11 protein-coding genes are annotated in these 11,868 nt (G+C 64.1%); 9 read left to right on the top strand and 2 right to left on the bottom strand.

Annotated features, from left to right (window positions below; genetic code table 11):
• Nucleotides 1-114 precede the first annotated feature (114 nt).
• The gene (locus Q5701_RS20690) at nt 115-1,098 is read left to right on the top strand and encodes a glycosyltransferase family 2 protein (RefSeq protein WP_306752825.1); all 984 of its coding nucleotides are present in this window, start codon (nt 115-117) and stop codon (nt 1,096-1,098) included.
• A 4-nt stretch (nt 1,099-1,102) separates the two neighbouring features.
• On the opposite strand, the gene Q5701_RS20685 is transcribed toward Q5701_RS20690, so the two are convergent.
• Together Q5701_RS20685 and Q5701_RS20680 are read right to left on the bottom strand one after the other, a co-directional pair.
• Entirely contained in the window at nt 1,103-1,342 is a 240-nt protein-coding gene (locus Q5701_RS20685) for a spike base protein, RCAP_Rcc01079 family (protein ID WP_306752824.1), read from the bottom strand.
• A gap of 1,152 nt (nt 1,343-2,494) precedes the next feature.
• Nucleotides 2,495-2,809 (bottom strand): H-NS histone family protein, encoded by a 315-nt coding sequence (locus Q5701_RS20680; protein WP_306752823.1) that lies wholly within the window; start codon nt 2,807-2,809, stop codon nt 2,495-2,497.
• A gap of 474 nt (nt 2,810-3,283) precedes the next feature.
• On the opposite strand from Q5701_RS20680, the gene Q5701_RS20675 reads away from it, so the two are divergent.
• The 8 genes from Q5701_RS20675 to Q5701_RS20640 all read left to right on the top strand — a co-directional run bounded on the left by Q5701_RS20675 (nt 3,284) and on the right by Q5701_RS20640 (nt 11,515).
• Entirely contained in the window at nt 3,284-3,649 is a 366-nt protein-coding gene (locus tag Q5701_RS20675) for an antirestriction protein (RefSeq protein ID WP_306752822.1), read from the top strand.
• Nucleotides 3,650-3,968: 319 nt separating this feature from the next.
• On the top strand, nt 3,969-4,196 hold the full coding sequence (locus tag Q5701_RS20670; RefSeq protein ID WP_306752821.1) for a type II toxin-antitoxin system VapB family antitoxin: 228 nt from the start codon (nt 3,969-3,971) through the stop codon (nt 4,194-4,196).
• Nucleotides 4,197-4,646: 450 nt separating this feature from the next.
• Nucleotides 4,647-5,690 carry a DUF7146 domain-containing protein gene (locus tag Q5701_RS20665; protein ID WP_306752820.1) on the top strand — a complete coding sequence of 348 codons (1,044 nt, stop codon included), beginning with the start codon at nt 4,647-4,649 and terminating at the stop codon, nt 5,688-5,690.
• Nucleotides 5,691-6,030: 340 nt separating this feature from the next.
• Nucleotides 6,031-6,966: a DUF2493 domain-containing protein gene (locus Q5701_RS20660; RefSeq protein WP_306752819.1), complete on the top strand. Its 936-nt coding sequence runs from the start codon at nt 6,031-6,033 to the stop codon at nt 6,964-6,966.
• A 459-nt stretch (nt 6,967-7,425) separates the two neighbouring features.
• Nucleotides 7,426-7,908, top strand: a complete 483-nt coding sequence (locus tag Q5701_RS20655; RefSeq protein WP_306752818.1) for a DUF3768 domain-containing protein — start codon at nt 7,426-7,428, stop codon at nt 7,906-7,908.
• Nucleotides 7,909-8,318: 410 nt separating this feature from the next.
• Nucleotides 8,319-8,525 (top strand): cold-shock protein, encoded by a 207-nt coding sequence (locus Q5701_RS20650; RefSeq protein WP_306752817.1) that lies wholly within the window; start codon nt 8,319-8,321, stop codon nt 8,523-8,525.
• A 973-nt stretch (nt 8,526-9,498) separates the two neighbouring features.
• Entirely contained in the window at nt 9,499-9,984 is a 486-nt protein-coding gene (locus tag Q5701_RS20645) for a DNA mobilization endonuclease VirD1/MobC family subunit (RefSeq protein WP_306752816.1), read from the top strand.
• Nucleotides 9,965-11,515: a relaxase/mobilization nuclease domain-containing protein gene (locus tag Q5701_RS20640; RefSeq protein ID WP_306752815.1), complete on the top strand. Its 1,551-nt coding sequence runs from the start codon at nt 9,965-9,967 to the stop codon at nt 11,513-11,515. Before Q5701_RS20645 ends, Q5701_RS20640 begins: the two co-directional genes overlap by 20 nt.
• The last annotated feature ends 353 nt before the right edge of the window (nt 11,516-11,868 follow it).

The following is an 11,868-nucleotide window of genomic DNA, read 5'->3' as shown; positions in this document are numbered from 1 at the left end:
TCTGCGATCCGTGGCTTCTTGGTTAATATGTTTTGTCTTGCCCGGCGCTTGACCCCCTGCCCACACGGCGTGATACCGCAACAGACAGGAGTTTCGCATCATCAAGAGCTTTTCATGGCCCGTATCGCTGTCATCATCGTGAATTACAATGCCGTCGATCTGGCCGTCGCGGCGGTGGAAAGCGTCCGGGCGCGGGGCCACGGGGGCCACCAAGTCGATATCCACCTGGTGGACAATGCCTCGCCCGATGGCGATGGCGCGGTTTTCGCCGAAACGGCCAGGGCGCGCGGCTGGGGCGCGCAGGTGACGCTTTATCTTGAAGGCGAAAACCATGGCTTCGGGCGCGGCAACAACCTGGTGCTGGAACGCCTGGCCCAAGGCGGGGATCCGCCCGATTTCGTGTTCCTGCTGAACCCCGACGCGCAGCTGGAAAATGAGGCGATCGCGATCCTGGCCGATTTCCTGCAAGCACATCCCAAGGCCGCCATGGCCGGCGCGCAGGCCCGCAATCCGGGCGGCGATGCGCCGGTGCCTGCCGCCTTCCGGTTTCCGGGCGCGGCCAGCCATTTCGCATCGGCCCTGAATTTCGGGCCGGTGGCGCGGCTGATGCAGGGATCGCAGGTGGCGTTTGGCGGCGATCTGGCCACCGCCCAAGTCGATTGGGTGTCGGGCGCGGCGGTGCTGGCCCGGTTCGATGTCTGGCGCGACCTGGGCTTCTTCGATCCCGCCTATTTTCTGTATTACGAGGAAGTCGACCTGATGCGCCGCGCAGCAAGGGCCGGATGGGAATGCTGGCACGTGGCCCAAGCGCGCATCCTCCATGTCGAGGGCGCCTCGACTGACGTGCGCAGCGCCCGGGCCGAACGTGTTCGCAAGCCTGCCTATTGGTACGAATCCTGGCGGCATTATTTCCGCAGTAACCATGGGCGGGCGGGCGCGCTTGGCGTGGCCCTGGCCTGGCTGGCGGGGGCGGGGCTGAACCTGCCCTTGTCCCGGATCAGGGGGCAGCAGCCGGCCGCGCCCTTGAACTTCTTTAGCGATTTCTGGGCATTGGCCCTGCGGCCCTTGTTGGGATTGCAGCCGGGGCGGCCACGCTAGGGCGTCAGCTCAACCCGCAGACCCCCTCGGCCGGGGTGCCGGTTGCCCAGATCCGGCGCATGCGCAACCCGGTCAGGCTGCCCGCCGCCAGAAACAGCGTGCCGATGCTGCCATCGGCCATCGTCATCCGCAGGGCACCGGACTTTGCCACGTTGATCGCCATGGTCAAAACCGGCAGATCCGCCGCAGCATTGGGTTCGATGGTGAAAATGGTGCTGGCAGGGCCGGACAATCCGGCTGCCATGCCCGGAACTTGTCAACGATCATCATTGCAACCTCGGCTTTGGGACGGGCGCAATCTTAGCCCGGATTATTCGTGAGGGGTTGGTGAGGCTGGCTTAACCAGTTGAAGAACTGTAGTTTTATGGTTCCTACGCCAAAAACCGCAGTTTATCAGGATGCCGCGCCTCACCATGGATGTTGGATGGGGCGAACCGGGAAGATGGAGCCGATCACAGGTCCTGTCCCCGCCGCGATCGGCTGTCCCGAAGGCAACCGCCATGCCTGAGGTGATCGAAACCACCGTTTGTCGCAGGGACGAACTCCCGCGCGTGGCAAAGGATTGCGCCCGCCTCTGACCCCTTCGGTGGCCGGCGACACTGGACCCCCAGGCCCCGTCCCGCCCGCCGGACTGACTGACGCCAGGCTAGACCAGGGAGGCTCCGGTCGCCGGACCGGGGCCTTTGTCTCGGACCAGATGAAGCGGTTCCCGTTGTCTCACCGGTGTTGGAAGACCACGGGCTGAGCGAAGATAATCGGTCATGGCGTGGGTCACGTCGGTTTGTGACCAGGGGCCAGTCGTGGCAAACGGGCCCAAGGTCTGATCTTTGTGGACGATCACCGCCAGGGTGCCTGGCCAGCAGTAAAGGGTGTCATGCGATCCCTTGGTGATCCGGGGGTCTGACGTTTGAAGTGTTTTGACGAGTTCCATACTGCCACTGTGACTCGAAGCCTTTAAGGACGAGTAAAGACACCGCCAGGGTGCCTGGCCAGCAGTAAAGGGTGTCATGCGATCCCTTGGTGATCCGGGGGTCTGACGTTTGAAGTGTTTTGACGAGTTCCATACTGCCACTGTGACTCGAAGCCTTTAAGGACGAGTAAAGACGCGAATGAACCTCGAAAAAATCAGCGGGGCCGGGCGTTATTTCTCCCATGCAGATGCGGAACACACCGTTTCTGCTTTGTTGGAGCTGATTAGGGGATGTCTTGCTCCGTTATCGCGAAGGATCGTGATGCCTATGCGTCAATGAAAATCGAGCGCGATCGTTTGTCAGGCCAGATCCACTTCGATGTTTTCCAGCAAGACCCGGGTCGGCATGTGGTCCCCTGGACGGGAGCTGCATCCAGGCTCCCCTCCTTCGGGCATCGATCCCCGTCGCAAGTCGGCACGCGTCAATCAGATCGCGAAGTCGTCGAGCGTTTTCCCGGCCTCCAGGGCCTCGACAATCCAGGACGGCTTTCGTCCACGGCCAGACCAGGTCATCTCCGGGTTTTCCGGATGGCGGTATTTGGGCTCAGCTTTGGCCGCTTTAGCTGGCTGGCTGGCCATCATCTCTTCAAGCGAGGAAAACCCCGCCGCTTTGGCAATTTCGGTTGCCTGGGAAACAGCCTGTTTTCGCTTACGGTTCTCGTAACTGGCAATCGCCGCAGCCGACTTTTTGTTGATCTCTTTCAGTTGATCGAGCGACAGGGCGTTATAGTCGATGTCCATTGCAGGCATTCTCCTTATTGCGTGGCGCTTCGATACGCCACGATGTGTTTCTGTGAAAGCGCCCGCTTGGTTTTTTACGGCCAATCGCCAATCGCCGATTGCCGTTCGCATAAACGCTCTTACACGAGGGTGCTCGCTCTCGCCTCAACGGCCAAGGTAACCCTTCATAGCGTTTGTCAGGGGCGCAGCTTATTCAGAAGCGTCTGCTGAGTGGACCTGCGCTCCGAGAGCGGACCTGGTGGATGTCTCGGTCATCATGACCAGCCAAGGGTCGGCGTTCAGGCCGGGTACATCAACTGCGCTGGCTTATCGCCCGCTGCCGCAGAGGTAGAGGCAGGCCGGAAGAGGCTGCGCCTGTTCGGGGGCAAGAGTGCCTGCGGACGGTGCGTTCCATCCCTCATTCCGGAGATCCCTATCATGTGCCCTGTCACGACAACACCTCTGCGTGCTACCCCTGTCCCCGAGGAGCGCCGTATGGCGTTCTTGCCCCGGCTGTTCGGACCCCGCCTGTTCCTCATCGGCGAGCATGCGGTCTTTGGCTTCATGGAGCAGCTGAGTCCTGCCGACTATAACGGCGGGTTGTGGGACTTCTATGCGCTCGAGGGCGAGCCGCTCTATCTCGCACCGACCTCAAGACCCCGTTTCCACCTGTCCTGGGACGGTAACGGCTACGAGGGCGAGGTCTCTGCAGATGCGGCTGGCATCATCGCGACGCTATTTGCCTTTTCCCACCTGTCGTTCCGTCACGATGCGGTCGAACTCTCGGAAGGTTTTACCCGCCTTTACGCCTATGCTGCGGAACATCCCGAAGCGCTCGAGATCTTCCAGGCCATCGACTGAACCCGGTGAGCGTCCGGCCTCACGGCCGGGCGCCTTTCTCATGCTGGTGGTCGCCACGGCGTCGGGGAAGAGAATGCACACCGGACGGCAGCAGGCGGCAAGCGAGAGAACCCTCGTCGCAGCCATGCCCCGATCCAGAGCCGTGGGGAAGATGCCCAACGGATCGCCATTCGTGGCAGAGGGCAGTACGATCAGCAGACGGGCGTCTACCAAGGCGAACCCTGTCAGGGCCAAGGCTGCAATCTCCTGCTGTCTTGCCGAGCAGCCTGCCTTGTGCATACCGGATTATGCATGCCGTGCAGACAAGGCGGAACAACCGATGGATAAACTCCCGATCCGCGATGACGGCCTGGATGATCTGGCACAAATCCTTGCGGAGATGCTGGGCGTCAGCAAGGCCGACGCGGTGCGCCTGGCCCTCCGGAACGAGATCGAGCGTCAGCGATCCACACCCACCATTGATGATCAGATTGCGGCCTTGCGAGAGAAGGTGAAGAGCTACGGCTATAAATCGCCGCGCATTGTTCCCCCGTCACGCAAGCGCTGATGGTCATCACAGGTCTGCCTATCTCGTCATTCCGGGCGAAGGCGCTGCCGCAGCGATACCCTCGGAAAAGACCAAGGGCAGTTGCAGAGCGTGTGGCGCCTCGGCCGGGGTGCGCCTTGATGCAGTCAAAAGCCTAGAGGGTCCCGGACTGCGCAAACGTCGACAAACAAGGGGGCTTGGCATCCGGGGAGGGGCAGTGGTGACCCGTTGTCTTTCCGTGGCGCTGATCGGGAGACAGCGGGAAAGGCAGAGGGAGGTCCGGCCGAGGGATGAGCCGGTGCAGTCGAGAGAGCGCCACGGGCTCGGTTTTCTTCTCCGCTCTCCCGAGGAGTTCCCGATGATCACGATCTCCACCTTCAGCAGCGCAGCGGCCGCTGTCTTAGCCCTGATCGGTTTCCTACTGTCCCTGCCGCATTGCGTCAGGCGCCCTGGCAAACGGGAGGCCATCTGATGTCTCGTCATGACGCATCAGACCTGGCGATCCGCTTGGGACAGCAGGCCGAGGCAGTTTGCCGCCATTATCTATCGTCGGGCTATCGTGCCGGGAACTACTGGCTGGTGGGCGACGTGCACAACACACCCGGCCGTTCGATGTTCGTGCGCGTGAGTGGACCGGAAACCGGCAAGGGTGCAGCGGGCAAGTGGACCGACGCATCGACCGGGGAGCATGGCGATCTTCTCGACATCATCCGCGCGGCGCTCGGTCTTGCCGACTTCAAGGACGTGGCGGAGGAAGCGCGCCATTTCCTGTCGTTGCCCCGTCCCGAGCCGGAACCAGCAGCAACCTCTGCTGGCAGGACGTCCTGTTCAGCACCCGGTTCGCCCTACGCGGCGCGGCGCCTGTTCGCCATGGCGAAGCCGATCCCCGGCACGCTCGTGGACACGTACCTGCGTGGCAGGGCAATCACGTCCCTCTCCGGCACCGCCGCGCTGCGCTACCATCCCCGGTGCTATTACCGGCGGGACGAGCATTCGCTTACCGAAGTCAGGCCTGCGATGATCGCGGCGGTCACCGATCTTGCCGGCCATCAGACCGGCGCGCATCGCACCTGGCTTGCTCCAGACGGGTCCAGCAAGGCTGCTGTGGAAACCCCCCGGCGGGCGCTGGGAGAGCTTCTCGGCCATGGCGTGCGCTTTGGAACGGCGGGTGACGTGCTCGCCGTGGGCGAGGGCATCGAGACCGTGCTGTCGCCCCACCAGGTTCTGCCCCGCATGCCGATGCTGGCGGCACTCTCGGCCGCCCACATGGCCGCTGTCCTGTTCCCGCCCACGCTGCGCCGGCTTTATGTCATCCAGGATCGCGATCCCGCCGGCGACGGGGCACGCGACAGCCTGCTTGCCCGCGCAGCCACCCTGGGGATCGAGGCGAGGGTCCTCACGCCGGTTGAGGGCGACTTCAACGACGATCTGCGACGCTTCGGTGTCGATGCTCTCCGCGACGGCCTCAAGGATCAGCTGCATCCCGAGGATGTCACCCGCTTCCTGGAGAGGTGAGAATAGGACGGGAGAGGGAGGCGCGGACAGGCTTTGTCGCCTGCTGGTTTGGGCCTCTCGTCACCGGCAACGGCATCCTTCTTCGAGGATAGTCCCGCGTCCACGGCCTTCCGAGGGGGCAATCGGCGCAGAGCCGGGCCGGGCCGGCAATGGCGGCGGCCAACTCTTTTCCGCCGGCGGGGCAGGGTGCCCCGCCTTTGCATCGCGAAGCAAAAGAGCCGGCCTTGGCCATCAAGGCCCTCGCGCGCGAGGGCTGCCTGTCCGTCCCGGCCCCTGCGCGTCGATGCCCTGCGAAGGCCGCGATGGGCGCGGTCGCCCCAAAACCGAAGGACGCATCCCCATGACACGCGATACCAATGATGCAGGCGACGAGCCGGTCCATACCTCCTCCCAGACCGATCACGCCCTTGTCGAACTCCAGCTTTACGGCTGGCGTCCCTTCCAGGACGAACCCGATCCCCGGCCGCTGCCCGATGGCAACATCGTCGGCACCGCCGTCACCGACATCTTTGACGCCCTGGTTGCCACGCTCAGCGACACCCGTCTCGAGCCCGATCTCGAGGAACTGCTCTGGGGAACGGTCAACCTCTTCCATCGGGCCGCTGCCCGGGTAGAACGCGACCTCGACACCAACGAACAGGGGCAGCGCCGCTTGCAGCGCGAACAGGATGGCAGCGAGGTGAAGTCGGTCGAGCTGGAACGTCTGACCGCCGAAGGGCAGACCTTGATCGAACGGCGCGCCAGCATGGAGCTCTTCCGCGACCTTGCCGCCGAGGCCTTCGAGCACCACACGGGCAGCGCCTGGCGGCCACGCACCGGTTCCATGGTCAACCATCGCCACCTGACCGCCGCGATGATCGACAGCCGCGACTTCCTGTCGGCGAAGCGCCGGGCCGAGACGGAGGTGATGCTGCCCGTCGGTCCAAAGGTCGCCCTGAGCGGCGGCACGGACTTCAACGATCACCGGCTGATCTGGGCCAGGCTCGACCAAGTCCATGCCAAGCACCCCGACATGGTGCTCCTGCATGGTGGCTCTCCCAAGGGGGCCGAACTGATCGCCTCCCGCTGGGCCGATCACCGCACCGTGCCGCAGGTGGCCTTCCGGCCCGACTGGACCAAGCACGGCAAGGCTGCCCCCTTCAAGCGCAACGACGCCATGCTCGATGTCCTGCCGGTGGGCGTCCTGGTGTTTCCCGGCACCGGCATCCAGGAGAACCTCGCGGACAAGGCCCGCAAGCTGGGCATCCCCGTGATGAAGATCGAGGGCGGCGCGTAAGCGCCGCTTTCTTGACGTCCGCAGCCCGTCAAAGGATTGCCAGCGGACACGGCTGGTAGTGCCGCTAGTCAGGGCGGGGCAAAAGGTCAGGCGGCAAGCGGTGTGCCGTGCAGGGGGGATTCGGTCAAGCCGAACGCCCCCTGCAAGCCGATCTCGCACGGGTGGCGACAACGGCAAGAGAAGGAAGAGGGGAACCGCCGGTTCCCCCGTCAACAGCAAAATGCGGCGTCCCAAGGGGGCACCCCCATCTTCCGCGCCGCCTGGCGGCGGCTTGTGCAGACGGGGCCCCCGACCCTTGGGCCTGGATTTTCCTGTTGCCGGGCCCCCCCTCCCGCCCTCGCCGGGAGGCAGCCCAGGAAGGTGAGACGCGCCCGAGGCGCGGCTCGCCTTCCCGGTCAGCCCCATTTTGAAGAAGGGCCGTGCTGGGAAGGGACCGCCAGATCAGAAGGGGGTTTCATCATGGCGCGGTATCAATGCATTTCCTGCGAGGCCATCCAGACCACCGGGGACAACGAGCCGGACGCTTGTCGCGATTGCGGCGGGCCGGTCTTCGATCTCGACCGCTACGAGGCGAGCCGCGCCGAGGCGCAGATCATCGGCGCGCAGAATGACCTGTTCCGCAGGGCCCTTGGTCCCGCCGACTGGAACGGCCAAACCTTGCGTGGCCGGGTTGTCGTCACGCGCGGCATCCTGTCCTTGGGGCCGGACTTCGTGGCAGCGGCGTTGGCCCATGTCCGCAGCGACACCGCCTTCATGGACGATCATGGCGCTGGTGGCGTCCGCAGCTTCGGCATGCCGGACGTGCCGCATGACGACCACGCCATCCGCATCTACTGGAAGATCGACCTTTACGACAATGACGCGCTGATGGGACCGGAGGTAGAAAGCGATCCAGAGCAAACCATCCGCGTCCTGACCCTTTGCCTTCCTGATGAATACTGATCCCACGGCGGCGGCCCTGACACAGGGGCCGCTACAATGTCTCACTTCCCCGCGCGCCGTGGGGCACGGCAGAACCAGATCCGGCCTATGGCAGAAAGAGTGACCCGTCGCACCGCAGCCATGTGGGCCACGGCGCGACGGGTCTGGCGCTACCCGCGCCGGGGCCGCTCTCGCGGTACGGACCCCGGGTCCAGTCGTTCCGGCGAGCGGTCAACCAAACAGCAGGCTGGGTGCTGGGTATTGGGAGACTATCATAAACGCGTCGGTGCTGATGGCCGGCGCTGTGGAGGCGTTCACTCAGTTCCCGGTCCGACCCTCGACCATCGGGCGCGATATCCTCATCAAAAATACCTTGCCGCCTGGCCGCACCCCGTGCCACGCAAGAGGCCTTGTTGCAGGGGAGGCCATTCATGGCACAAGGCACCGTCAAGTGGTTCAACTCTGAGAAGGGCTATGGCTTCATTGCCCCCGATGCGGGCGGCGGGGATGTGTTCGTGCACATCAGTGCGGTCGAGCGCGCCGGGCTGCGGTCGCTCTCGGATGGACAGAAACTGTCCTATGAGGTGGAAACAAACCGCAGCGGCAAGACAAGCGCGGTCGACCTGCAGCCGATCTGAGAGAGCAGACGGCAGTCCAAGAGCAGCACGTTCGCCGCTCGGCGCCGCATTCTGCATACCATCGGCATGTTGATCCGGCTCTGTTTACCGCTTCTCGAAACCGATGTCTTATGCAAAACCTCCGGCGCGTTGCAGACCAATCTGTCAGCGTCGATCACGGCTGTGATGCTGTGCCTGGTCAAGACCGGTCTGCTACCCTTGTCGAGCGACGAGCGGGTCTATGATCCTGGAGCTTGGCAGGTCCGAGGAAAACAAGCCGCCTCGTTCATCAGGACGCGCCGCCGGAAGGCACCCGCGCCACAGCGGAGCTGTACTCTGTCTGACAGCGCAACGTGACAGCACGACCGGTGACGGCGGCACGGCTGAGCATGTCACCGCGCGTCATTGCTGGATCAACCATTTCTATCCCCCAGGCGCTGACAACAACGAGTTCTGCAGGACAGTGGATTTCTCAGCCGGGCGGGAACACTAAAAACCAACCACACACACCCGCTCGGCTGATAAGACATTTATGTCTGCGCCTTGCCTTCAGGGAAGCTGTTCTTTCGGGCAGGACAGGGCAGCAGCTTTGGACCAAGGCTGCTGCAAGGGGCGGCCTTTCCGTTCTGACTGTCTTTATGGCTCTCCGTTCTTTATGCAGATGCCTACGCTGGGCGTTGCCGTCACCCTCTCGGCGGCGAAGCCAGTGCCCGTCGCCTGGTTCAGTGTCGGGTGTCGGGTTGTTGTTACCAAGCCAACCAGCTAACGACTGACGCCCGGGTGAGGCCCTGCCCGACACCCTGCCAGCGTTGGAGGAGAAATCTCATCCTCGCGGGACAAAGATCGTGACAGATCCATAGAAATGTGAGAGAGTAGAAGCTGTAGAGATGGCAGGAAATGCCGAATGTCTACATCAGTGGATGGAGCGCCCATGGCCCTTCGAGACACGCCCCAGACCCCAGCAGATCCAACGCGCCCTGGCGATGACGCCCCGGTGACCGCCAAGCCGCACGTTCGTTCCAAACCAGCCGCTGCGACGAGCCCGGGCCGTCCTCGTCGCAGCCGGGAGACGGCCACCACAGGGGGCCGGTCCGTCTCGGCGCGGCTGTCACCCGCCGAGGGGGAGGCGCTCGAGGCACTGAAGGCGCGGCATGGCTTTGGCTCGAACTCGGACGCGCTGCGGGCCCTGGTGCGGGCCGCCTCCGGGATGCTGGAAGCGGACCCGGCAACCGCAGGCGGGCTTGAGGCACTCCGGAGCGAGTTGCACGAGATCGGCGTCAGCGTGAACGCGATTGCCCTGGCGGCGGGCCAGGGCCGGATCGACCCGAGCCGTGAGCAATGGGCGGCGCTCAGTGCTCTGCGTCAGGCCCTGCCGGAGATGCGCTCGTATCTGCGGGCGGTGGTGGACGAGCAGCGCCGGCGTGGCATCCGGCTTTTTGCCGCATGGCGGGAGGCCGAAGGTGGCGAGCCTCGCGGATGATCTGATCGGCGAGATCCGGCTGCGCCGCGTCGGCGGCAGGGCGCCGCGCGACAGCGGGCTTGGCAAGACGAGGGCGCGCAGGTCAGGGGCAAGGGGGTCCTCCTTCTCGGCGCGGGCACGCGATCTGTGGCGGGTGGGCCAGGGCTCGAACGCGGCGGTGCTGAAGCGGATCGCGCGCGGCGGCACGCAGACTCCGGTCCGGCTCAGGGCGCAGCTCAAGTATCTCTTCACGAAGTCCCATGCTCTGTTTGGCAACACGATCGGGCTTGATCCCGAGGCGGAGGTGCTCACGGCCGATCAGCGCAAGGCCATCGCGCTCGACTGGTCGGACGGCTGGCGGGGTGATCCGAAGAACGGCCATACCACGCATCTGCTGATCTCCTTTCCTTATGATCTTTCGCCCAAGAAGGCGCTGCGGATTGCCGAGGCCTGGGCCTTCGAGATGTTCCAGTCAGGCACCCATATGCAGGATGAATGGGCCTATGTGGCGGCGCTGCATACAGACCGCTCGCATCCGCATGTCCATATCGTGGTGAACAACCGCGGCCTTGAGCAGGGCGAGTGGTTCTTCATGGCGAAGGAGCATGCCTTCAACCTGGCCACCATGAAGGAGCGTCTGGTCGAGATCGCGAGTGGAATGGGCGTGGAACTGGACGCCTCGTCACGTCTCGAGCGGGGCATCCTGACCTATGGGCCGAGCCGTGCCGAGATCGAGGGGGCGGCGCGCGAGAATCGCCCGGTGCGCGAGCGGGCGCTGCAGGGCCCCGCGCTTGAGGAGGGACTGGCGGTGGTCACCCGCAGTGCCGCCACGCTGCGGCTGCTGGCGGGGATCGCCAGCCTTGCCCGGCTGAAGGAGGTGAAGCTGCGCATGGAGCGGGCTGCCCAGATCCTGGACGCGGGCGGCATCCTGAGTGCGAAAACCCTGGAGGGTGAGATGATGGATTTGCAAACAACAGACGTCCCGCACACCCGGCAGAGCCTGGACCGGGTGTTTGCCACCTGGCTCGAGCGGGTCGAGGGCGAGATTGCCACGCTGGGACCAAAGGACCGGCGCGAACTGCGCACCGAGCTGGCCGAGGTCACCACCGCGATCCTGCGTGATCTGGGCGATGCGCGCGGCGCTGAACTGGTGATGGAGCCGCCCCGCTCGGCGCTCTACCAGACCGAGCTTGGAGACAGCGTCATCACCCGCGGGACCGTCACGAAGACCCTGTCCCGGTCTGCTGCCCATGAGGTGCGGATTGCGGTCATGGAGGCGGCCGAGGCCATTGGCATCGACAGGCCCACGGTGGAGCGGCGGCTCGAGCACCCGGCGGCGAACGCCTGGCAGGAGCGGGAATGGGTCAAGGCAGACCTCAACGCCGTCTCCAAAGCGCGCGGCCTTGAGCTAAACGTTGAGAACCAGCGGCAGCGGGGCCAATGCGCCATGGCACGCGCCAGCTCTATGGTAAGCGCGCGCGCCATGGCGCAGGCCACCGCCACCTGGCCTGGTTTTACGCCGCCGCGTGGCCGGGTTTTGCACCGACGTTGACAGCAGGTCCTTTAGCTTTGAAAAACCCTCAGATCTAACGCCACAAAGAGCTTACAGAATTTAGTAACATTTCATCGCCTTATCGGCTGTTCACCGTTTCCGCGCAGTCATCAGCTCTGGAGAAACACGGGCGTTAGAGAGGGATTTAAGGCTTCCGTGCGCCGGGGCTGGTGAACAGCTCCGCTTGCATAACCCTCGAAAACAACGAGAAAATCCGGCTAGATTCGGATCCGGAGATTAGTTCGCTCAGGAAAAATGGCGGACAGTGAGTCTGCCCTTGCACCTTCTGCCCTGTTCCGGCCCGTTCCCCAACGGCTAGCAATTTCAGACATTTACAGGCTTCCCATAGCCGT

Source organism: Paracoccus actinidiae, from assembly GCF_030863885.1.
GTDB lineage: Bacteria > Pseudomonadota > Alphaproteobacteria > Rhodobacterales > Rhodobacteraceae > Paracoccus > Paracoccus everestensis.
The sequence above is the reverse complement of the archived record's forward strand: the minus strand, read 5'-3'. Positions and strand labels throughout refer to the sequence as shown.